At 54.1% G+C, this 23,032-nt stretch carries 20 protein-coding genes and 1 pseudogene; 7 read left to right on the top strand and 14 right to left on the bottom strand.

The window, feature by feature from the left end:
- Positions 1 to 4: 4 nt before the first annotated feature.
- Entirely contained in the window at positions 5 to 739 is a 735-nt protein-coding gene (exbB, locus tag EPIR_RS02295; RefSeq protein WP_023653679.1) for a tol-pal system-associated acyl-CoA thioesterase, read from the bottom strand.
- A gap of 243 nt (positions 740 to 982) precedes the next feature.
- Here exbB and metC point away from each other — a divergent pair, with 243 nt between their 5' ends.
- Both metC and EPIR_RS02285 read left to right on the top strand, forming a co-directional pair.
- Positions 983 to 2,173, top strand: coding sequence for a cystathionine beta-lyase (gene metC / locus EPIR_RS02290; RefSeq protein WP_023653678.1), 1,191 nt, complete (start codon positions 983 to 985; stop codon positions 2,171 to 2,173).
- A 197-nt stretch (positions 2,174 to 2,370) separates the two neighbouring features.
- Positions 2,371 to 3,027 carry a DedA family protein gene (locus tag EPIR_RS02285; RefSeq protein WP_023653677.1) on the top strand — a complete coding sequence of 219 codons (657 nt, stop codon included), beginning with the start codon at positions 2,371 to 2,373 and terminating at the stop codon, positions 3,025 to 3,027.
- Between the two features lie 95 nt (positions 3,028 to 3,122).
- Here EPIR_RS02285 and EPIR_RS02280 read toward each other — a convergent pair whose 3' ends face one another.
- The 3 genes from EPIR_RS02280 to EPIR_RS02270 form a co-directional block, all read right to left on the bottom strand.
- Positions 3,123 to 4,595, bottom strand: a complete 1,473-nt coding sequence (locus tag EPIR_RS02280) for a pyridoxal phosphate-dependent decarboxylase family protein (protein WP_023653676.1) — start codon at positions 4,593 to 4,595, stop codon at positions 3,123 to 3,125.
- Positions 4,596 to 4,599: 4 nt separating this feature from the next.
- Positions 4,600 to 5,994 (bottom strand): diaminobutyrate--2-oxoglutarate transaminase, encoded by a 1,395-nt coding sequence (locus tag EPIR_RS02275; protein ID WP_023653675.1) that lies wholly within the window; start codon positions 5,992 to 5,994, stop codon positions 4,600 to 4,602.
- Positions 5,995 to 6,196: 202 nt separating this feature from the next.
- Positions 6,197 to 7,084 carry an AraC family transcriptional regulator gene (locus EPIR_RS02270; RefSeq protein WP_023653674.1) on the bottom strand — a complete coding sequence of 296 codons (888 nt, stop codon included), beginning with the start codon at positions 7,082 to 7,084 and terminating at the stop codon, positions 6,197 to 6,199.
- A 238-nt stretch (positions 7,085 to 7,322) separates the two neighbouring features.
- On the opposite strand from EPIR_RS02270, the gene dkgA reads away from it, so the two are divergent.
- Positions 7,323 to 8,147 (top strand): 2,5-didehydrogluconate reductase DkgA, encoded by an 825-nt coding sequence (dkgA, locus tag EPIR_RS02265; protein ID WP_023653673.1) that lies wholly within the window; start codon positions 7,323 to 7,325, stop codon positions 8,145 to 8,147.
- A 42-nt stretch (positions 8,148 to 8,189) separates the two neighbouring features.
- On the opposite strand, the gene ftsP is transcribed toward dkgA, so the two are convergent.
- The 4 genes from ftsP to EPIR_RS02245 all read right to left on the bottom strand — a co-directional run bounded on the left by ftsP (position 8,190) and on the right by EPIR_RS02245 (position 13,933).
- Positions 8,190 to 9,614 (bottom strand): cell division protein FtsP, encoded by a 1,425-nt coding sequence (gene ftsP / locus EPIR_RS02260; protein WP_023653672.1) that lies wholly within the window; start codon positions 9,612 to 9,614, stop codon positions 8,190 to 8,192.
- 96 nt (positions 9,615 to 9,710) lie between these two features.
- Positions 9,711 to 10,448 carry a 1-acylglycerol-3-phosphate O-acyltransferase gene (locus tag EPIR_RS02255; RefSeq protein WP_023653671.1) on the bottom strand — a complete coding sequence of 246 codons (738 nt, stop codon included), beginning with the start codon at positions 10,446 to 10,448 and terminating at the stop codon, positions 9,711 to 9,713.
- A gap of 174 nt (positions 10,449 to 10,622) precedes the next feature.
- Positions 10,623 to 12,899 carry a DNA topoisomerase IV subunit A gene (gene parC, locus EPIR_RS02250; RefSeq protein WP_023653670.1) on the bottom strand — a complete coding sequence of 759 codons (2,277 nt, stop codon included), beginning with the start codon at positions 12,897 to 12,899 and terminating at the stop codon, positions 10,623 to 10,625.
- 263 nt (positions 12,900 to 13,162) lie between these two features.
- The gene (locus EPIR_RS02245) at positions 13,163 to 13,933 is read right to left on the bottom strand and encodes a transporter substrate-binding domain-containing protein (RefSeq protein WP_048696719.1); all 771 of its coding nucleotides are present in this window, start codon (positions 13,931 to 13,933) and stop codon (positions 13,163 to 13,165) included.
- A 134-nt stretch (positions 13,934 to 14,067) separates the two neighbouring features.
- On the opposite strand from EPIR_RS02245, the gene EPIR_RS02240 reads away from it, so the two are divergent.
- A complete protein-coding gene (locus EPIR_RS02240) occupies positions 14,068 to 14,649 on the top strand; it encodes an NAD(P)H-dependent oxidoreductase (RefSeq protein ID WP_023653668.1) in 582 nt (193 codons plus the stop codon).
- Positions 14,650 to 14,683: 34 nt separating this feature from the next.
- Positions 14,684 to 14,995 carry a putative quinol monooxygenase gene (locus EPIR_RS02235; RefSeq protein WP_023653667.1) on the top strand — a complete coding sequence of 104 codons (312 nt, stop codon included), beginning with the start codon at positions 14,684 to 14,686 and terminating at the stop codon, positions 14,993 to 14,995.
- A gap of 47 nt (positions 14,996 to 15,042) precedes the next feature.
- On the opposite strand, the pseudogene EPIR_RS02230 reads toward EPIR_RS02235, so the two are convergent.
- From EPIR_RS02230 to nudF, 6 genes and pseudogenes are all read right to left on the bottom strand, one after another.
- Positions 15,043 to 15,944 (bottom strand): annotated as a pseudogene (locus tag EPIR_RS02230) (LysR family transcriptional regulator).
- Between the two features lie 42 nt (positions 15,945 to 15,986).
- Positions 15,987 to 17,882 carry a DNA topoisomerase IV subunit B gene (gene parE / locus EPIR_RS02225; protein ID WP_023653664.1) on the bottom strand — a complete coding sequence of 632 codons (1,896 nt, stop codon included), beginning with the start codon at positions 17,880 to 17,882 and terminating at the stop codon, positions 15,987 to 15,989.
- Between the two features lie 54 nt (positions 17,883 to 17,936).
- Positions 17,937 to 18,515 carry an esterase YqiA gene (gene yqiA, locus EPIR_RS02220; RefSeq protein WP_023653663.1) on the bottom strand — a complete coding sequence of 193 codons (579 nt, stop codon included), beginning with the start codon at positions 18,513 to 18,515 and terminating at the stop codon, positions 17,937 to 17,939.
- A 3-nt stretch (positions 18,516 to 18,518) separates the two neighbouring features.
- A complete protein-coding gene (cpdA, locus tag EPIR_RS02215) occupies positions 18,519 to 19,346 on the bottom strand; it encodes a 3',5'-cyclic-AMP phosphodiesterase (RefSeq protein ID WP_023653662.1) in 828 nt (275 codons plus the stop codon).
- Positions 19,347 to 19,445: 99 nt separating this feature from the next.
- A complete protein-coding gene (locus tag EPIR_RS02210; protein WP_072066005.1) occupies positions 19,446 to 19,871 on the bottom strand; it encodes a DUF1249 family protein in 426 nt (141 codons plus the stop codon).
- A complete protein-coding gene (gene nudF, locus EPIR_RS02205) occupies positions 19,868 to 20,503 on the bottom strand; it encodes an ADP-ribose diphosphatase (RefSeq protein ID WP_023653660.1) in 636 nt (211 codons plus the stop codon). The genes EPIR_RS02210 and nudF overlap by 4 nt, the downstream gene beginning before the upstream one ends.
- A 211-nt stretch (positions 20,504 to 20,714) precedes the next feature.
- Here nudF and tolC point away from each other — a divergent pair, with 211 nt between their 5' ends.
- Positions 20,715 to 22,190 carry an outer membrane channel protein TolC gene (tolC, locus tag EPIR_RS02200; protein ID WP_023653659.1) on the top strand — a complete coding sequence of 492 codons (1,476 nt, stop codon included), beginning with the start codon at positions 20,715 to 20,717 and terminating at the stop codon, positions 22,188 to 22,190.
- A gap of 166 nt (positions 22,191 to 22,356) precedes the next feature.
- Entirely contained in the window at positions 22,357 to 23,028 is a 672-nt protein-coding gene (locus EPIR_RS02195; RefSeq protein WP_023653658.1) for a DUF1190 family protein, read from the top strand.
- The last annotated feature ends 4 nt before the right edge of the window (positions 23,029 to 23,032 follow it).

The following is a 23,032-nucleotide window of genomic DNA, read 5'->3' as shown; positions in this document are numbered from 1 at the left end:
ATGCTTAACCCACCCGCAGCTTCTGAGCAGGCTGAACGCGGTGAGCGCTTTCACTGGATCCGAGGTCGAGATCACGGCTTTGCAACAGCAGAACTTGCGCCGCGACATCCCCGAGTGAGGCTTTATAGCTACCGATAGTGCGTGCAAAGACGTTATAGATCACCACCGCAGGAATGGCCGCAACCAGACCAATGGCGGTAGCCAACAGCGCTTCGGCGATACCGGGAGCGACAACCGCCAGATTCGTCGTCTGGGTTTGAGCAATGCCGATAAAGCTGTTCATGATGCCCCAAACGGTTCCGAACAGACCGACGAACGGCGCTATCGCACCGATAGTGGCAAGAAAACCGTTACCCCGGCCCGCATGGCGGCTGATGGCTGCCACTCGGCGCTCAAGGCGGAAGGCGGTACGCTCTTTAATGCCGTTGTTGTCGTCAGAACCGGTGGACAGCTCCAGCTCGTTTACCGCTTCATTAACCAGCAAACGGCTGAGGCTCTGGCGATGAAAACCGTCACAGGTTTGCGCTGCATTTTCCAGCGAACGCACATCGCTTAGCAGGGCCTGCTCACGCTTAATACGCTTGCGCGCGCGGCTTAATTCGATACTTTTGCTGAAGAAAATCGCCCAAGTAACAACCGATGCCAACAGAAGCCCAATCATCACCGCTTTTACCACGATGTCTGCATGCTGGTACATGCCCCAGACGGACAGGTCCATCTGCATCAAATTATTTGTCACGCTGCGTCTCCAAGGTCTGATTGCTGACCTAAAAAATTCCAGTGCGAATGATACCAAAACAGTCGGGAATTGATAGTGTGTCTCATTACTATTTACCTTAAACGGGGCGTTTTTTACACTTTTTCCCTGCGTGCCTATGGCTATCAGGGCGGTATTTTTTTGTCACTTATCCATCGGCTTAATATCGTCGCGGCGGCTGGCGTGTTAACGTTGAAACAGGGCAGCAAAGGACACAGGATTTCCATGACCAGCAAAAAAATTGAAACGGCACTCGTCAGTGCCGGGCGCAGCAAACGTTATACCCAGGGTTCGGTAAACCCGGTTATTCAGCGAGCTTCATCGCTGGTATTTGAAAACGTCGCCGAGAAAAAACGCGCTACGGCAGGACGTGCAGACGGCGAACTGTTCTATGGTCGCCGTGGCACCCTGACCCATTTTTCGTTGCAGGAGGCGATGACTGAACTGGAGGGCGGCGCAGGCTGCGCGCTCTATCCCTGCGGTGCGGCAGCGGTGGCCAATGCCATCCTTGCCTTTGTCTCTGCTGGAGACAACGTGTTAATGAGCGGCAGCGTGTATGAACCCACGCAGGACTTCTGTACCAAGATCCTCAGCAAGATGAATGTCAGCACCACCTGGTTTGACCACAGCTTAGGGTGCGAAATCGCCGAGCAGGTGCAGCCGAACACGCGCGTCGTTTTTCTTGAGTCTCCGGCTTCCATTACGATGGAAGTGCAGGATGTCCCGGCCATCGTTGCGGCTGTACGCAGCAAAGCGCCAGACGCGATCATTATGCTCGATAACACCTGGGGAGCAGGAATTCTCTTCCGTGCTCTGGATTTCGGCGTCGATATTTCTATTCAGGCCGGGACAAAATATCTGATTGGTCATTCCGATGCGATGATCGGCACCGCCGTTGCCAACCAGCGCTGTTGGGCACAGCTGCGGGAAAATTCCTACCTGATGGGGCAAATGGTCGATGCCGATACCGCTTATATGACCAGCCGTGGCCTGCGCACCCTGGCAGTACGCCTGCGCCAGCACGAACAGAGCGCTATTCAGGTGGCACAGTGGCTGGCTGAACGTCCGGAAGTCGCGGTGGTCAACCATCCTGCCTTGCCACAGTGCAAGGGCCATACGTTCTGGCAGCGCGACTTCACCGGCAGCAGCGGTCTGTTTTCCTTTGTTTTAAAGGAAAAGATCGGCGATACGCAGCTTGCGCACTATCTGGATAATTTTAGCCACTTCAGCATGGCTTACTCCTGGGGAGGTTATGAGTCGCTGATCCTCGCCAATCAGCCCGAAGAGCTGGCGGCAATTCGTCCTGCTGGCGCGATCGACTTTAGCGGCACCCTGGTGCGTGTGCATATCGGGCTGGAAAACGTGGAAGATCTTATCGACGATTTGCGTAAGGGTTTCGAACGTTTGCATCAATAAAGCCTAAAAGAATCGATGATACCTTGCGATTTGTGTGTCTTTCATCGATGTCTTTGCGCGTAATGACGTTAGAATAGCCAATCTTATTAGCAGTACGGCAGGTGGCACTTCGCGGGCTGGCGACGAAATAGCGTTAGCAAGCTGCCATTGCTGCCGCAAGACTGGGTATCAAAGCGACGGAATAAACGGGAAAAAAAATGGATGTACTGTGCGAAATTGTTAAGGCGTTATGGCATCAGGACTTTGCCGCGCTGGCCAATCCGAACGTCATTTGGATTGTTTATGGAGTGATGTTTTTAACATTGCTATTAGAGAACGGTCTGCTTCCGGCCGCCTTTTTACCGGGCGATAGCCTGCTGCTATTAGCCGGTGCCATGATCGCCAAAGGGGTAATGGATTTTATCCCCACCATGATGATCCTGACCGTGGCCGCCAGTCTCGGCTGTTGGCTGGGCTATTTGCAAGGCCGCTGGTTGGGCAATACCAAACTGGTGAAAAGCTGGCTGTTCCACCTGCCGGAACAGTATCACCAGCGCGCCCGGCATCTGTTCAATCGTCACGGTCTGATGGCTCTGCTGCTTGGCCGATTTTTGGCGTTCGTTCGGACTATCCTGCCTACGCTTGCCGGGATTTCCGGCCTGAAAAACGGGCGTTTTCAGCTGTTCAATTGGCTCAGCGGTTTACTGTGGGTGATGATTCTGGTCGGCCTCGGTTATGCCATAAGCCAGGTGCCATTTATTAAGCGCCATGAAGATCAGATGATGGCCTGCCTGATGGTGCTACCGCTGGTGATGTTGTCCATTGGGCTGATTGGCAGTATTGCGGTGGTGGTTCGCAGTAAAAAGGCCCGATAAATATCGGGCCTGAAGCGGTAACGACATGGCGAGATTAAGCGCTCATGCCGCTCGGACGATCGGAGGGCTGGGCTATGCGCCCAGCCGCACTGATATCAGGCACTCTGCAATTGTTCTGCCGTGCGTTCAACCAGAGCCAGCAGCAGTTTAATATCCTGTAGGCTCACCGTCGGATTCAGCAACGTCATCTTCAGGCAGGTGATGCCCGCAAACTCAGTGACGCCAACGTTGGCTCGCCCGGACTCCAGCAACGCATCGCCAATCTGCTGGTTAAGCAGCGCGACGGCAGCATCACTGCCGTCAGCCAGCTGCTGCGGACGGTAGCGGAACAGCACGCTAGCCAGCTGCGGCTGCATGACCAGCTCCAGTGACGCCAGCTCATCCACATACTGCGCAACCTGCTGTGCCAGCGTGACGCCGTGATCGATGATCTCGGCATACTGTTTTTCGCCCAATGCTTCCAGGCCCATCCACAGTTTCAATGCGTCGAAACGGCGAGTGGTCTGTAACGATTTGGAGACCAGGTTGGGTACGCCCTGCGCTTCATCGAACTCAGAGTTCAGATAAGCGGCCTGATAACGCATCAGCTCATAATGGCGCGCTTCTTTTAACAGGAAAGCGCCGCAGCTGATGGTCTGGAAGAACTGCTTATGGAAGTCCAGCGTAATGGAATCCACCAGTTCAATCCCGTCCAGATAGTGACGGTACTGTTCAGACATCAGCAGCGCGCCGCCCCATGCAGCATCAACGTGCACCCAGATCTGATGTTCTGCCGCCAGTTGCGCAATGTCACGCAGCGGATCGATAGCACCAGCATCAGTGGTTCCGGCGGTAGCGACGATCGCGAGGATCTGTTCGCCGTTGGCCTCGGCCTGCGCCACTTTTTCCGCCAAATCATTGATATCCATGCGCGCGAAGCGGTCGGTTTTCACCAACGTCACCGACTGATAGCCCAGCCCCATCAGCGCCATATTCTTCTGTACCGAGAAGTGAGCGTTTTCAGAGCACAGCACTTTAATCTTACGCAGATCGCCCACCAGTCCATCCTGCTGGATGGAATGACCCTGGCGGGCAAAGAAGGCGTCACGCGCCAGCATCAGACCCATCAGGTTACTCTGGGTGCCACCGCTGGTGAATACGCCAGCATCGCCAGCCTGGTAGCCAACCCGGGTACGCAGCCATTCAATCAGCTTCATCTCAATGAGGGTGGCTGACGGGCTTTGATCCCAGGAGTCCATGCTTTGGTTGGTGGCGTTAATCAGCACCTCGGCTGCCTGGCTGATCACCAGGCTTGGGCAGTGAAGATGCGCCACGCACTGCGGATGATGCACCGCAAGGCTGTCTTTCAAAAAGAATTCAACCGCACGCTCAATGGCGACCTGGTTGCCCAGGCCCTGAGGATTGAAATCCAGCGCAATACGTTCACGCAGTTCGGCAACGGTTTTGCCCTGATACATTTCGGGCTGTTGCAACCACTGCACCACGGCTTCGCTACTTTGCGCTATCGCCTGCTGGTATGCCTCGCGGCTTTGCGCGCTGGCGGCCAGAATAGGATTCAATCTGGACATCAATTTACTCCACACAAACCGGCTTGACGCCAGCGGCTAACAGCGCCATTTCAAATTTATCGAGGAAAATCGCCAGCTCTTCATTGGAGATCAACAGGGATGGCAACAGACGCAGTACGCAACCGTGACGCCCGCCGCGCTCAAGGATCAGCCCGTTCTCGAAGCATTTTTTCTGTAGCAGAGCCGATAACTCGCCATCAGCCGGGTAGCAGCCCATGTGATCCTGCGCTTCGCCAGGTTTGACGATCTCAACCCCGAGCATCAGGCCGAGGCCACGCACATGACCGATGACCGGATAGCGTTTTTGTAACTCAGCCAGCTGCGCTTTCAGCCATTCGCCCTGTGCGGCGACTTTATCGGCAAGTTTATTATCTTTCAGATACTGCAAGGTAGTCAGACCGGTTGCCATCGCCAGCTGGTTGCCACGGAAAGTGCCGGTATGATGACCCGGTTCCCAGGCGTCGAACTGCTTCTTGATACCCAGTACCGCCAGCGGTAAACCGCCGCCGACCGCTTTGGACATCACGATGATGTCCGGTTCAATACCCGCATGTTCAAAGGCAAACAGTTTTCCGGTACGCGCGAAGCCAGCCTGAACTTCATCAATAATCAGCAGAATACCGTGTTCTTTCGTCACTTTACGGATGCGTTGCAGCCACTCTGCCGGAGCCGGATTAACCCCACCTTCGCCCTGCACCGCTTCCAGAATAACGGCAGCAGGTTTACGCACGCCGCTCTCGACGTCGTTGATCAGGTTTTCAAAGTAGTAGGTTAATGCCTGTACGCCCGCTTCGCCGCCGATGCCCAGCGGGCAACGATACTGATGCGGATAAGGCATAAACTGTACTTCCGGGATCATGCCGTTCACCGCTTCTTTCGGTGACAGATTGCCGGTTACCGCCAACGCGCCGTGTGTCATGCCGTGATAGCCACCGGAGAAACTGATCACACCGGTACGGCCGGTGTACTTTTTCGCCAGCTTCAGTGCGGCTTCAACCGCATCAGCCCCGGAGGGACCGGTAAACTGTAGGCAATACTCTTTGCCTTCGCCCGGCAGCAGAGAGAGCAAATATTCAGAGAAGCGATCTTTTAATGGCGTAGTCAGATCCAGTGTATGTAACGGCAAGCCGCTGGTAATGACATTTTGGATGCTTTGCAATATATCAGGATGGTTGTGTCCCAGTGCCAGCGTACCTGCACCAGCCAGGCAATCAAGATATTGATTACCCTCAACATCAGAAATCCACACGCCCTCAGCCTTTGCAATGGCTAACGGCAATTTGCGCGGATAACTCCTGACATTCGATTCAAATTCAGCTTGTCGCGCCAAATAGGTTTCATTGTTACCATCAAATGAAGTCGCACCTAAATTATCAATACGGACTTTATCCGTCATCATATCACTCCTACAACTGGGGGTATCAGTTACGCCGCAGTTGAAAATTTAAATTAAAGGAAAATTACCACTGTTAAAAACGCGGCCAATATATGGCTTTTTAAGTATCTTCTCAATCACTTATTTTTTTAAGATTTTGTTAATAATTATCAGTGCGTTACATGTTATTTTCTCCGTTACCGTCTGTTACAATGCGTGGTGAACGCTACCCCATATAGCGCATACGCATCATTTCTTCTCCCGGCGTCACGCCGAAGTAACGTTTAAATTCTCGCGAAAACTGCGACGGGCTTTCATAGCCGACCTTCAGCGCCGCCACGCCGGCCTTCATCCCTTCCTGTAACATCATGATCCTCGCCTGATGCAATCTGTAACTTTTCAGGTACTGCAAAGGAGAGGTACTGGTGACGGCCTTGAAGTTATGATGGAAGGCCGAAACGCTCATATTGGCCTCCGCCGCCAGCTGGTCAACGCTCAGGCTATCGGTGAAATGATGTTCAATGCGCCGCAGCGCGCGGGCTATTTGGCTGAACTGCGTTTGACGGCTGACCAGAGACAGCAGCGCACCGCCACAGGGCCCTTGCAGCACATGGTAGAGAATTTCACGCACGATATATGGGCCGAGCACGCGGGCATCGCGCGGATGCGCCATCGCATCCAGCAGGCGTTCGGTGGCACACAGCATCTCTTCCGTTAGCAGCGCGGAGTGGATGCCGTGAGTGAGCGGAGGCGGATGAAGCTCGTCGTCTTCACCGATATCGATCAGCAGATCCTGTAGCTGGAGCGCATCCACCCGCAGTGACAGCCCGGCGAGCGGCAGTTCAGGGGTAGCAGAGGTTTCGCATTCAAACGGCAGCGGTACCGTTAGCATCAGGTATTTGCTGGCATCATAGTGAAAAACACGCTGGCCGAGATAACCGGTTTTCTCGCCCTGGAACACAATCACAATCGCCGGTTTATACATCACCGGCTGACGTACCGAGCCAGATTCGGAATGAAACAGAGTGATGCCCGGGACCGGGTTTAATTTATCCTGCTTCACCAGACGGGTGACCTGTTGCGCCAGCCGGGCACAGACGATTTTTCGATCCATAGGTGTTAGCCGCTCGCTGAAAGAATCATGCGCCTATCATCACCGGAGGCAGATCTTTTCTCCAGCAGTTTGGAGGATTGGGCAAGATTCAGCGAGAAATGGGCACTGAATAACACGTTGCGCCCCCTCACGCGCATCGAATGTCTGTTTCTCACCCACCGCTTATCTATGCATCAACTAGAATTAATCTCACCCATCGGTTTCAGTACACCGGTTAACCTGCACAACAGGAGATATCATGCCAAATCAACCGATCATCAAATTACACGACGGAAACAGGATGCCGCAGCTCGGCCTGGGCGTCTGGCAGGCCAGCATTGATGAGGCGCGCAGCGCGGCAGTTAAAGCACTTTCCGTGGGCTATCGCTCCATCGATACCGCCGCCATCTATAAAAATGAGGAAGGCATCGGCCAGGCACTGCGGGAGACCGATGTTGCTCGCGACGATATTTTTATCACCACCAAATTATGGAATGACGATCAGCTGAACGCACAGCAGGCGCTGGAAACCAGTCTGAAAAAATTGCAGCTAGAGCGTGTCGATCTCTACCTGATGCACTGGCCGTGTCCGCAGACAGACAATTATGTCGCCGCCTGGCAACAGATGATCTCACTGCAACAGCAGGGGCTGACCAAAAGCATTGGCGTCTGCAATTTTAATGAACCGCATTTAAAACGCCTGATGGACGAAACGGGCGTCAGGCCGGTGATCAACCAGGTAGAATTGCATCCGCTGTTACAGCAGCGCACTCTGCATGCATGGAACGCCCTGCACCAGATTCAGACGGAGTCATGGAGCCCGTTGGCTCAGGGGGGTAAAGGCGTATTCGACCGGGAAGAGATCAAGAAACTGGCGAAAAAATATGGCAAAACCCCGGCACAGGTAGTTATTCGCTGGCACCTGGACAGTGGTCTGGTGGTGATCCCTAAATCGATCACGCCATCACGTATTGAAGAGAACTTCAACGTGTTTGATTTTCGTCTGGAAAAAACGGAAATCAGCGAGATTACCGCGCTGGACCAGGGCAAGCGCCTTGGGCCGAACCCGGAAGAACTGGATTAACCCGCAGATGCAGGGCGACCATAAAGGTCGCCCACTGCTGATTCAGCCCGCCTGCGGTGTCGGGTTGACCACCAGCTGCCCCGCCGTTCCGCGATCGGCCATCTCCAGCGTCTGGCTGTAGTAGACAAACGGGAAATGATCGGACGATGGCTGTGTAAAGGAGACAAACAGCTCCACATTGCCATCAACCCAGACGGTATCTTTCCAGCCACGATCCTCCGCCATCGGCTGCGCGCCATTGACGTTTTTGATCAGGAACATCACTCCCTGAATATGGAACGCCTGCGGCGTATCCGCGTGTATGGTCCAGCGCTCATAACTTCCCTGCTGCGCCTGGGCGTCAACGCGCAGCATATCCCACAGAGCACCGTTAATGCCTGGCGGCGAATCCTCAAGACGTAACTCACGCGTGCGGCTCACCGCACCTTCAATGATCTGATCGGGCAGCAGACGCATCGGTAAGTTGTCCGTCATCAGCGGCAACAGGCCGGTAGGCCGTAACGTGAGAATAAGGGTTGAGGTCAGAATAGAAGATGGCTCAAAGAAACCACGCAGGCGGTCAACAATACCCGCCGCTTCACCGGCGGTGATCGCCACTTCATTCCCCTGCGACATATCCACCAGCACTTCACGCCGCTCTCCCGGAGCCAATGAGAGCTGTGACACCGCAACCGGTGCTGGCAGGAATCCCTGGTCGCTGGCGATCACATTGAATGGACGGTCATCGCTCATCCGCAGCAGATAGCGGCGCGCGTTTGACGCATTCAGCAAACGGAGACGCACCCAGCCGCGCGAGACTTCGACAAACGGGTTTTGTACGCCGTTGACCAACAGGATATCACCAACAAATCCGCCATTCCCGGAGGGGGTGTACATCGGGGTGCCAAAATTATCCAGACGCTTGTCCTGAATAATCAGCGGGAAATCGTCGACGCCGTAGTGGTTAGGAATTTGTAAGGACTTACTAACTTCATCTTCCACCAGCCACATGCCTGCCAGCCCGTTATAGACGTGCGGAGCCATACGGTTCGGCGTATTGGCGTGATACCAGCAGGTAGCCGCCGCCTGACGGATCGGCACGACCGGCGCCCAGTCAACGCCAGGCGACATCAGACGTGCGGCCCCGCCCATCAGCGCACCCGGCACCTGCAAACCGCTGACCGTCATCGCCACCGGTTCAGTCAGACGGTTGCTGTATATCAGCTTCACGTCGTCGCCGTTCCACACCCGTACCGTTGGGCCAAGATACTGGCCGTTAATTCCCCAGACTGCCGCCTTAGTGCTACCGTTAAATGACCAATGGCTACGTTGCAGCGTCAGAAAAAGCGGCTGCCCACGACGTGACTCAATCAGCGGAGGGATCGGTAGCGCGATGCCCGGTACTGCGGCACGGGCGCTGAAAGGTAAAGAGGAAGCACAGAGGGCAATGCCCGAGGCCTGAAGAAATTGACGACGACTGAAGGACATACCCACTCCGTAAGCCAAAAATGGGCCACCCCGGTGGCCCCGTTACTTTTTATCATTCTGCGCGGACGGTCTGGCCGCATGGCGATGCCATTAAATTTATAGCTTACCTGAGGCTTCGCGTTCGGCGACTTCGGCATTTAGCTCATCCAGCTTCGCGGACATCAGCTCACGGCAATGCGTCGCCAGCTTACGCACCGACTGGTCGGCAAAGGCCTGGGTATCTACCGGCGGCAACATTTCAACAATCGCCAGACCATTTTTCAGCCGGTTCAACTTAATTTTGCCATGAGTGTTGGAAACCACTACCGGGATAATCGGCACGCCAGCCGCAACGGCAGCATGGAACGCGCCGGTCTTAAACGGCAGCAGGCCACGACCACGACTGCGGGTTCCTTCCGGGAACATCCAGAAAGAGATTTTCTTCTTTTTGAACTGCGCAACCAGCTCACCGATAGTGCCATGCGCTTTGGTGCGGTTTCCCCTGTCGATCAGCAGGTTGCCGGTCAGCCAGTAAAGCAGGCCAAAAAACGGTATCCACAGCAGGCTGGTCTTGCCAACGGTCACGGTAGTCGGCTGCACGATGGCAGCGGCGGTGACCATATCAAAGTTATTCTGGTGGTTGCAGATATAAATCGCATTCGGATAGTTTTCAGCTCCTGCGGGCTTTCGCAGCTCAACCTTGAGGCCAAGCACCGGCGCAAGGCGACCAAAAAGATGGCCAAACGTCGCCACATGGCGTGGATTCCGGGGGCTGAACAGACAGTAAATACAGCCAAAAATACACACCAGCAGAGAGTAAACCACGACGACAATTGTTCGTAACAGAGCAAGCATCAGAACCTCATATCCCTTATTCCCGTCATCGTTCAGGCAGCACAGACGCTGGTGTATTTCGCAGTGCGAATCACCAACATCCAGGCCCTGACGATACAGCAATACGCTTTCTTAAAAGTAGAAATCATACTATTCAGTCAGTTGACTAAGCTATTTTTCAGATAAAACAGAGGATCACTCCCCGCTGTTATCCACGGCAGCTGCACGCACCGCACCTTCCACGTCAACCCGATCAATACGCTGGAGGCCACGCGGCAACAGCGTGCCTCGGCGACCACGCTCGGCACGGAATTTCTGCAAATCAGCAGCTTTCAGCGTCAGCTTACGTTTGCCGACATGCAAGGTAATATCGCTTTCGGGCGTCAGTAGCAGCAGCCAGGCCAGCTTATCTTCCCCTGAAGCCGCCTCGGCAGAAGGGATGGAAACAATTTTATTGCCTTTACCCTTCGACAGCTGAGGCAGGTCGCCCACCGGGAACATCAGCATACGGCCAGCAGCGGTGATCGCCAGCAGCAAATCGTCATTGCTGTGGATGGCTAACGGAGCCATCACTTTGGCATTTGTCGGAAGGCTTAACAGCGCCTTGCCAGCGCGGTTACGCGACACCAGATCGGCAAAGGTGCAGACAAAACCATAACCGGCATCAGAAGCCATCAGCAGTTTCTGCGTATCCTCAGCCATCAGCACCTGTTCTACCACCGCCCCCGGCGGCGGGGTCAGTTTACCGGTGAGCGGTTCGCCCTGACCGCGCGCTGACGGTAACGTCACCGGATCAAGCGCATAGCTGCGCCCGGTAGAGTCAATAAACACAACCGGCTGGTTACTCTTACCGCGCGCCGCGCCGAGGAAGCTATCCCCGGCTTTGTAACTGAGGCCAGCGGGATCGATATCATGGCCCTTAGCGCTGCGCACCCAGCCACTCTGTGACAAGACGATAGTCACCGGTTCTGACGGCATAAGTTCATGCTCACCGATCGCTTTTGCTTCTTCGCGCTCGCGCAACGGTGAGCGGCGATCGTCGCCATAGGCATCGCTGTCGGCCTGCAATTCTTTCTTCAGCAGGGTATTCATTTTGCGTTCGGAGGCCAGAAGACCTTCCAGATGGGCGCGCTCTTTTTCCAGCTCATCCTGTTCGCCACGGATCTTCATCTCTTCCAGTTTAGCAAGATGGCGAAGTTTCAGTTCAAGGATCGCTTCTGCCTGGATTTCTGAGATATCAAAGCGCGACATCAGCACCGGCTTAGGTTCATCCTCGGCACGGATAATCTCAATTACTTCATCAATATTGAGAAAGGCCACCAGCAAACCGGCAAGAATATGCAGGCGTTTCAGCACTTTTTCCAGACGATGATTCAGACGGCGACGTACGGTATCGCGACGGAACACCAGCCACTCGGAGAGGATCTCCAGCAGATTTTTTACCGCCGGACGATTGTTCAACCCAATCATATTCAGATTGATACGATAGCTGCGCTCCAGATCGGTGGTGGCGAACAGGTGATTCATCACTTGATCCATGTCCACACGATTGGAACGCGGAACGATGACCAGCCGGGTTGGGTTTTCATGGTCGGACTCATCGCGCAAATCTTCAACCATCGGCAGCTTTTTATTGCGCATCTGTGCGGCGATCTGTTCCAGCACGCGTGCGCCGGAAACCTGGTGCGGCAACGCGGTGATCACCACGTCGCCCTCTTCCTTCTTCCACACCGCGCGCATACGCACCGAACCGCGCCCGTTCTGATAGATTTTGCGAATTTCACTACGCGGAGTGATGATTTCCGCTTCGGTCGGATAGTCCGGCCCCTGGACAATATCCAGCAGTTCATCCAGAGTGGTTTTTGGGCTGTCGATCAACGTGATGGCGGCTTTCGCCACTTCCCGCAGGTTATGCGGGGGAATGTCGGTGGCCATGCCGACGGCAATCCCGGTGGTGCCGTTCAGCAGAATATTCGGCAGGCGTGCCGGTAGCATCGACGGCTCCTGCATGGTGCCGTCAAAGTTCTGCACATAGTCGACGGTGCCCTGGCCCAGCTCCCCCAGCAACACTTCAGCATACTTTGACAAACGCGACTCGGTGTAACGCATTGCCGCAAAAGATTTAGGATCGTCCGGCGCGCCCCAGTTTCCCTGGCCATCCACCAGCGGGTAGCGATAGGAGAAGGGTTGCGCCATCAGCACCATCGCTTCATAACAGGCACTGTCACCGTGCGGATGGTATTTACCCAGTACATCCCCGACGGTACGCGCCGATTTTTTAAACTTAGCGTTGTTGCTCAGCCCCAGCTCCGACATCGCATACACGATACGGCGCTGGACAGGCTTCAACCCATCGCCAATATAGGGCAGCGCGCGATCCATGATGACGTACATGGAATATTTAAGGTAAGCATTTTCAGTAAACTCATGCAGGGCGAGACGCTCTGCACCATCCGGCGTCAGGTCACTCATTCTTTATCTTTTCCTCATATCGCGGCGCGTTCAGGGCCAGCACCGCCACAGCGGTAAGTTTGGCGAGGATAGTACCTTATCTGGTAAGGGTCTGTCACAGAGATCGGTGGTTAAGCGGGGGGCTGCCTGCAACGAATAGTATCATGCAGCGGTGAAACAGGATTTACGCCGCGATCCTTCGCTGAATCACCTAAAAATGGGGAGGCATCATTGTCCGAAGGCTCCATGAGTGAAGGCCAGGCATTGCGCTCCGGCCTTTTCGTTCAGCCCTTCATCGCTAACCATTGCCCCACTATCATCTGGTATTCGCCGTTGGCTTTACTCAGATGTAGCCACTGGTCAACGTACATCTTCCAGCTGATATCATCGCGCGGCAACATCCACGTCTTCTCGCCGTACTGCAAAGGCTTGTCAGGATTGATGGCGCAAAGCTGTGGATAGCGTTTCTGCTGATAGAGCGCTTCAGAGGCATCGGTTATCATCACGTCCGCCTTTTTGTCGACCAGCTGCTGGAAGATCGTCACGTTATCGTGAAACAACGTCAGGTTAGCCTGCGGCAGATAAGCATGTGCAAAAGCCTCATTGGTGCCGCCCGCTGGTTCGATCACCCTCACCGTCGGCTTATTCATCTGCTCAAGGGTGCGGTATTTATTTTTATTTGCACAGCGCACCAGGGGAATTTTACCATCGCTATCCAGCGGGTTAGCAAACCATGCGCTCTGCTGGCGCTTCAGGGTGACCGATACGCCTCCCAGCGCCACATCGCACTGTTTGTTGATAAAGTCGTCGGTCAGGGTTTTCCATGTAGTTGGCACCCACTTCACCTCCGCTCCCAGACTTTTTGCCAGTGACTGCGCCAGTGAAATATCGATCCCCTCATAGCTGCCATCCGCACGCAGATACGTATAGGGTTTATAGTCCCCGGTGGTACAAACGGTCAGGATTTTACTCTGCATCACCCTATCGAGATGCGATTGCGCACTGGCGCTACCTGCCACTAACATCAGAGCCAAAATCCCTGTTTTCATCATCATTTTCTCTCTCGTTATGGGTCTTTATGACTACGGATTATTGCCTTAAACGCAATAGTATTGTGACCTAAACCACATTTTTTCGGCAATATCCGTCCTGTAGACTCGCATTCATTGCCCACCGTTGCGAGATATTCATGAAACAGATCCTTATTATTGATGCTGGTAAAGCCTTTGCTCACTCTAAAGGTGAGCTAAACCACACCTTAACCGATATTGCCGCCAGCTTGCTGCGTGACGCGGGTCATCACGTCAATATCACCGTTGTGGATGATGGCTACGTGGTAGCCGACGAAGTCGAAAAATATCTCGCCGCCGATACCGTCATCTATCAGATGCCGGGCTGGTGGATGGGAGAGCCGTGGACGCTGAAGAAATACATTGATGAAGTCTTTACCGAAGGCCATGGAAAACTCTATGCCAGCGATGGCCGCACCCGCACCGATGCGGCAAAGCAATATGGCTCCGGCGGTCTGTTGCAGGGCAAAAATTATATGTTGTCCCTGACCTGGAATGCCCCTTTACAAGCCTTTACCGATCCGCAGCAGTTTTTTGAAGGCGTGGGAGTCGATGGCCTGTATTTGCATTTTCACAAGGCGAATCAATTCCTTGGCATGCACGCTTTGCCGACCTTTATCTGTAACGATGTGATCAAACAGCCAGATGTCACCGGTGATATTGTGCGCTATCGGACTCATCTGAGCGAAATCTTTGCTTAACTGATTACCTGATTTGTAGAAAAAAGGAAATCGTATGCTGACCGTTCTCGCTGAAATTTGTATCAGGCCAGGCCGCCGCAATGCCGTTTTACAGGCAATTGAGGAACTGATCCCGATGGTACTGGCGGAGGAAGGCTGCGGAAGCTACCAGGCACTGATCGATCATAAGGCTCAAGTCCCCTGGAAACAGCACTCCCCACATTCGATTTTTATGGTGGAACACTGGGAATCGCTGCGTCATCTTGAACAGCATCAGCAAGCGCGACACATGGAACATCACCGGGCTGCGATAAGGGATGATGTTATTGACGTAAAAATCTTTGTGCTGGAACCCACCGTTAAATAACACTGGCCAGAGGTGTTACGGCCGATCCATGCTGTGGATCGGCCTTTTTACAGCAGCGTGTTGCTGGCAAACTGCTCGGCCAGATAATCAAGAAAACAGCTGATACGTGCCGAAAGCGTACTGTTACGATAGTAGACCGCATGGATTGGATGGCGCATTTCATGGGTTTGCGATTCCAGTACCGGCACCAGACGGCCAGAAGCCACATCCTCACGGCTCAGAAAATCGGAAATACGCACGATCCCCATGCCGTTTACCGCCAGCTGGCGCAACGTCTCACCGCTGGAAGCGCTAATGGTGGGTTTGATATGCAATAATTCGCCTTCCGAGCGCCAGATCGGCCAGATATTATGCTGTTCCAAATTGCAGAACCCCAGCAACCGGTGATTGGCGACCAGATCCGCCACGCTCTCGGGTTCGCCGCATTCGGCAAGATAGGCCGGACTTGCCACCAGACGTAGCTTGCTGTTGCCCAGAGAGCGGGCATGCAGCGTAGAATCGCGCAGTTCACCGATGCGGATAGCGATATCGGTCTGCTGCTCTAGCAGGTCGATTACCACCTCATCCGTATTTAACTCCAGCTGGATCAGCGGGAAACGCCGTGAGAACTCGGGGATAAGCGGCACGATCGCATGTAACATAAACGGCGTAGCGGCATTGATGCGCAGCCGCCCGGAGGGGATCTCTCGCCGCTGGCAATCTGTTCTTCAGCGGCTTCTACTGAACGAATGATCTGCCGCGCATGTTGCAAAAAAATCTGCCCTTCTTCGCTCAGCGCAATACGGCGGGTCGTGCGATGCAACAGGGTCGTTTGCAGTTTGCTTTCCAGCCGACTCAGCGCCCGACTGATGCCGGATGTCGTCTGATTCAGCTGGTCTGCGGCAGCGGTGATCGAACCGCTGTCGACCACCACCACCCACGCACGTAGCTCTTCCAGGGTAATTTTCACCGGCTGCTCTCTGTCAGTTGATACATCTTCCCGGCAACGGCTTTAGACTTCGACTTCGGCGCTGTCGCCTTTTTCCTGTAGCCAATTACGGCGATCCTCGGATCGTTTCTTCGCTAACAGCATATCCATCACCGCCAGCGTTTGATCCACATCCTCATCGCCTATCGTTAACTGCACCAGACGACGGGTGTTAGGATCGAGCGTGGTTTCACGCAGCTGTAACGGGTTCATTTCACCCAACCCTTTAAAGCGCTGCACGCCCGGTTTGCCTTTCTTACGCTTCAGCTGCTCAAGGATGCCCGCTTTCTCTTCTTCGTCCAGCGCGTAATAGACTTCTTTGCCCAAGTCGATGCGGTAAAGAGGCGGCATGGCGACATAAACGTGGCCATTTTTCACCAGCATGCGGAAGTGGCGCACAAACAGGGCGCATAGCAGAGTCGCAATATGTAGACCGTCGGAGTCAGCATCGGCAAGAATGCAGATTTTCCCGTAACGCAGTTGGCCGAGATCTTCGCTATCAGGATCGATGCCGATCGCCACCGAAATATCGTGCACTTCCTGCGAGGCCAGTACCTCATCAGAGGAAACTTCCCAGGTATTCAGGATTTTACCCTTCAGCGGCATAATCGCCTGGAATTCACGGTCGCGCGCCTGCTTGGCAGAACCGCCCGCCGAGTCCCCTTCCACCAGAAACAGTTCGGTTCGACTCAAATCCTGTGCGGTGCAGTCAGCCAGTTTCCCCGGCAGCGCAGGGCCGCTGGTGAGCTTTTTACGCACCACTTTCTTTGCCGCACGCATACGGCGCTGGGCGCTGGAGATCGCCAGCTCGGCCAGCATTTCTGCCGCCTGGACATTCTGATTCAGCCACAGGCTGAAAGCATCTTTGACTACGCCTGAAACAAACGCGGCGCACTGACGTGATGACAGGCGCTCTTTGGTCTGACCGGCGAACTGTGGGTCCTGCATTTTTACCGACAGCACGTAAGCACAGCGATCCCAGATATCTTCCGCCGACAGCTTCACGCCACGCGGCAGAATATTGCGGTATTCACAAAATTCGCGCATCGCATCCAGTAAGCCCTGGCGCAGTCCGTTAACGTGAGTGCCACCCTGCATCGTAGGGATCAGGTTCACGTAGCTCTCGGTCAGCAGCTCTCCCCCCTCCGGCAGCCATAGCAGCGCCCAGTCTACCGCTTCAACATCTCCGGAGAATGTCCCGACAAAGGGTTTTTCGGGCAGCAGGGGCAGGCCGTTGACCGCCTCCATCAGATAGTCGGTCAGACCATCTGCGTAGCACCAACTCTGTTCGGTTTTGTTCAGCTTGTCTTTAAAAACGATTTCCACGCCGGGACAGAGCACCGCTTTGGCTTTTAGCAGGTGGCTTAAACGCGACACCGAAAAGCGGGGACTGTCGAAGAAAGACTCATCTGGCCAGAACTGTACGCGAGTACCGGTGTTACGCTTACCGACCGTGCCGGTAACCGTTAATTCCTGAACTTTATCACCATTCTCAAACGCCATTTCATACACTTCGGCATTGCGGCGTACGGTGACTTCGACGCGTTTTGACAACGCGTTAACCACCGAGATCCCCACGCCGTGCAGGCCGCCGGAAAACTGATAGTTTTTATTAGAGAATTTTCCTCCGGCATGCAGACGGCAGAAAATCAGCTCAACCGCCGGTACGCCCTCTTCGGGATGGATATCCACCGGCATGCCGCGCCCGTCGTCAATCACTTCCAGTGACTGGTCGGGATGCAGGATCACCTCCACGCGTTTGGCGTGACCGGCCAGCGCTTCATCCACGCTGTTATCGATCACTTCCTGGCCTAAATGATTTGGGCGCGAGGTATCGGTGTACATACCCGGGCGGCGACGCACGGGTTCAAGTCCGCTGAGAACCTCAATGGAATCTGCGTTGTAGCTGGATTGGGTCATGGTAACAATCTGATTAGTGGTGGCTAAAAATGCGTGGCCAGACTCCGGCTCGGCTCAATCCTTAACGCTAAGGAAATCGAGGATGGCGGAGAAATGACGTTCGAATCCGACAAAAGCATGATTTCCGCCCTGTTCTACCGTCTGTCGGCAGGCGCTGTAATAGTCCAGAGCCTGGCGGTAGTCGAGCACTTCATCGCCCGTTTGCTGTAGTAACCAGAGCAAATCCGGTGACTCCAGCGGGTCAATTTGCATGACTTTTAGATCGTAAATATGGCGTGACTCTAACACATATTGCTGGCCGGTGTACGGGTTCTCGTTTTCACCGAGGTAATCGACCAGCAGCTCAAATGGGCGCACGGCGGGATTGACGATCGCCGCAGGCAGGGTAAAGCATTGCGACAGCCAGGTTGCGTAATAGCCGCCCAACGAAGAGCCGATAATCCCCAACGGCTCGCCGGCCGACTGCATCACGAAATCCTCCAGCAGCTGAGCAGCCTCTGCCGGATAAGCCGGAAGCTGAGGCACATAAAGGCGAATATCAGGATGATACTGCGCCAGCCACTGCCCGAACTGGGTCGCCTTAGCCGATCGTGGCGAACTGTTAAAACCATGCAGATAAAGCAACGTAGCCATAGGTCAGTACCCTTCCGAGTCGAGATCCGGGTTAAACATGCGGGTGTTCAGACGCCGAACCTCAGTCTCCAGACGGCCATCTTCATGCAGTTCCAGATAGCGCCAGCCCGGCGCTTCGGCATCAATCGTAAAATTAGTACAGTGCGGCTTGAACTGCACGCAGGTTGACGGCGTTGCCAACACGCGTCGTCCTTGCCAGTTGAGGTCAAGCTCTTGATGAATATGACCACATATCAGCGTTTTTGCCAGCGGATAGCGCTGCAAAACAGCATCAAGCATATGCGGATTACGCAGACTGTGCTGGTCAAGCCATGAGCAGCCGGAAGGCAAGGGATGATGATGCAGTAAGATCAGCGTGTGACGCTGCGGTTCAGCGGCCATCGCCCGTTCCAGCCATTCCAGCTGGTAATCGCTCAGTTCACCGTGAGGCACCCCGTAGACCTGACTGTCCAGCAGCACGGCTTGCCAGCGATCTCCTACCAGCACCTGCTTTTGGTCAGCAATGCTGGATGCCCCCAACGTTCTGAACATCATTGGTTGATAGTCATGATTGCCGGGTAGCCAGACGCAGGGCGCAGGCAAGCGAGCAATACCCTCAGCAAAATGCTGATAGGCTTCCATCGAGTGGTCCTGCGCCAGATCGCCCGTGGCAACGATCAGGTCATAGTGCGCTTGTTCTGCAACGATAGCTTCCAGCACCGCGTCAAAACTGGCCCAGGTATTCACCCCCAACAGCGTTTCATGCTTACCTGCAAAAAGGTGGGTATCCGTTATCTGTAAAATCCTGACTCTTGACCCACTCGCCACAGGAAGTTTTAACAGGCTATCCAATCAAAGTCCTTAAAGTAAGATCGCTACCAGTTATGCCGAAAAGCTGCAGGTGAGTTGGCTGCAACCCGGATTATTGCGTCATACAATCTGTCGTTGGCGCTAACAGACCGGCACGGCCATTGCACCGTGGGACAGACAATAGCGTAACCAGTCCGCTAAGAACTGATTAATCTGGTGTTTTTCGTCACGCTGATGCAGCTTTTTATTAGGATAATCATAGCGTGCTTTGAAGCGATAGATCTGCTGAGTGGAACACACTTCTGCCACCATAGCGTCATGATATAAGCGTACCGACATGGAAGGCAGGCTCCAGTAACTGACTGCCGGTGCGGTCTGTCTGACTTCCACCAGCGTGGTATAACGGGTCGATTCCTGAACAGTGATCTGATAACTGGCCCCGTTGACCTGATATGCAACAGATTCGCCTGCCCGATCTTCTTTAGGCAATAAGCGGCGTAGCTGCGCAAAATTTGTTTCGCAGACGCGCATCATTTCAGGAAAGTCAGGGACATAGCGTTTCATTATTCGTTTTTCCACTCAAGGCGTAACTGTCTATGGTGCAGCTCCAGCCATTGCAAAGCAATAACGGCAGCAGCATTATCAATTCTCCCCTGTTCCACCCATTGATAAGCCTGACTACGACTCACCACATGCACAAGAATATCCTCATTCTCTTCCTCCAGACCGTGGTTTCCCTGCGCCACGCTGGCATCCACTTCACCAACAAACACCGCCAGCCGTTCAGACGTTCCTCCCGCACTGGAAAGATAATTGATAATCGGTTTAATGCGTCCGGCGGTCAGACCGGCTTCTTCTACCGCCTCTCGGCGAGCCACCGCTTCCGGCGTTTCACCCGCTTCAATCATACCGGCCACCAGCTCAAGCACCCAGGGAGTGGGGCTGGTATCGTAAGTAGCGATACGGATCTGCTCGATCAGTACCACTTCATCGCGCTGCGGATCATAGGGTAGCAGCACTGCGGCATGACCGCGCTCAAAAATTTCTCGGGTGATTTCACCGCTCATGCCCCCATTAAATAGACGGTGGCGGAAGCGGTAACGTTGCAACGAAAAAAAACCTTGGTATAACGTTTCGCGGGCAATGATTTCTACATCGTTTTTGGTAAAAGTGACCGGATAATCGTTAACTGCTGTCATCAGTGCATCTCCTGCAAAATGGTGGCGAAAATGTTAAGTTCAATAGTAATCTGCCGGATGTCTGGTTCTTGATGAATTATTTGAGTAAATTAAAAGAAGGATGGCACTTTCAGCCAACTTACCTTATCCGGACTCTCTGCTATTATCGGCGATAATTTTTGGCCTTCATCAGCGCTACCATAGCAATTTTGCTGCACTACAAGGAATGCAAATGAACAAACTGCTCCCTTTACTTATCGGTCTGAGCCTGGGCGGCTTCAGTGTTGCCAGCCAGGCTGAAAACCTGCTGCAGGTATATCAGCAGGCGCGTTTATCAAATCCTGACCTTCGTAGCTCAGCAGCCGATCGTGATGCGGCATTTGAGAAAATTAATGAAGCACGCAGCCCGCTGTTACCCCAGCTTGGCCTTGGGGCAGACTATTCTTACACCAACGGCTACCGCGATAGCAGTGGCTCTAACAGCAACACCAAAAGTGCCTCACTGAAACTCACTCAAACCATTTTTGACATGTCAAAATGGCGAGCACTGACCTTACAGGAAAAGACCGCAGGGATTCAGGATGTCACCTGGCAGACCGCGCAGCAGACGTTGATCCTGAATACCGCTACCGCCTATTTTAACGTACTGAATGCCATCGATACCCTGTCATATACCGAGGCACAAAAACAGTCTATTTATCGCCAGCTTGATCAAACCACACAGCGCTTTAACGTAGGTCTGGTCGCCATCACCGATGTGCAGAATGCTCGCTCACAGTACGATACCGTGTTAGCCAGCGAAGTCACCGCACGCAATGCGCTTGATAATGCAGTGGAAACCCTGCGTCAGGTCACCGGCAACTACTATTCAAGCCTGGCCTCACTGAACGTTGATAACTTTAAAACGGATAAACCGCAGCCTGTCAGTGCTCTGCTAAAAGAAGCAGAAAATCGCAATCTGAGTCTGTTATCAGCACGCCTTTCTCAGGATCTGGCGCGTGAGCAAATTCGCTCATCCGAAACTGGCCATATGCCAACGCTGGATCTGACCGCGTCTACCGGTTTATCTAACAACCGTTACGGCGGAAGCCGAGCTAACCAGTCATCCAGCAATCAGGACAATATCAGCGGCAGTAACCAGGTCGGTTTGAGCTTTAACCTGCCGCTGTACAGCGGTGGCTCAGTCAGCTCACAGGTTAAGCAGGCGCAGTATGCCTTTGTCGCCGCCAGCGAACAGCTCGAAGGCGCTCACCGCACTGCCGTTCAGACCGTGCGCTCTTCGTTCAACAACGTGAATGCTTCAATCAGTAGTATTGCAGCCTACAAACAGGCCGTTGTTTCAGCACAAAGTTCGCTGGATGCAATGGAAGCCGGATATTCGGTGGGTACCCGCACCATCGTCGATGTGCTGGATGCCACCACGACGCTGTTCAATGCAAAACAGCAGCTGTCTAATGCGCGTTACAGCTATATGATAAACCAGCTGAATATCAAGTCTGCGCTGGGTACGCTTAACGAACAGGACCTCCAGACGTTGAATAACCAGCTGGGTAAAGACGTGGTTACCGCGCCAGACGCCGTTGCCCCGGAGAATCCACAGCAGGATGCCAGTGCCGATGGCGCTGCTCACGAGTCACGCAGCAGCAAAGCCAATGCCACCAGCCGCCCGGCGGCTACCCGCACCAGCAATAATCCCTTCAGTCATTAATCCCTTTCGGGGCAGCACCCGCTGCCCCTTTTTACAGGACTGGCGCTTCCCACACCATTGAACGTATAGCTAAGTAAAGATCCCCCGCCACTCTGGCCCCATCGCTTCATTTTTCGCCGCAGTTCCCCTATCCTAAGCGCTACCTATGGGCACAGGACGAAAATTGATGAAACGGACTAAACAGATTAATCACGCCTCCTTTCGCAAAAGCTGGAGCGCCCGCCATTTAACGCCGGTGGCGCTGGCGGTAAGTGCTGTATTTATGCTGGCCGCATGTGAACAGGCCGACGAAACCGTATCAATGTATCAAAATGCTGATGATTGCTCGGCTGCTAACCCCGGCAAGAGCGCGCAGTGCACCACGGCGTTTAACAGCGCTAAAGAAGAAGCGGCCAAAACCGCGCCGAAATATGCCAGCCGCGCAGACTGCGTAGCAGAATTTGGCGAAGGCCAGTGTCAGCAGGCACCGGCTCAGGCTGGGGTTGGCAATACCAATGCGGAATCTCAGTCCAGCGGCAGCTTCTGGATGCCGCTGATGGCCGGTTATATGATGGGCAGACTGATGGGCGGTGGTATGGGCGGCCAGCAGCAGCCGCTTTTCAGTTCAAAATCCCCCACCAGCCCCGCCAACGGTAAATTTGTTGATGCCACGGGTAAAAGTTATGGTGCCGCCACACCGGGCCGTACCATGACGGTGCCGAAAAGTGCGATGGCTCCTAAACCTGCGACCACCAGCACCGTAACGCGCGGTGGCTTTGGTGACAGCGTCGCCAAACAAAACACCATGCAGCGGAGCAGTAGCAGTGCTGCCAGCACCAACCGCAGCATGGGGGGCTAATCGC

Source organism: Erwinia piriflorinigrans CFBP 5888 (assembly GCF_001050515.1).
Taxonomy (GTDB): domain Bacteria; phylum Pseudomonadota; class Gammaproteobacteria; order Enterobacterales; family Enterobacteriaceae; genus Erwinia; species Erwinia piriflorinigrans.
The sequence above is the reverse complement of the archived record's forward strand: the minus strand, read 5'-3'. Positions and strand labels throughout refer to the sequence as shown.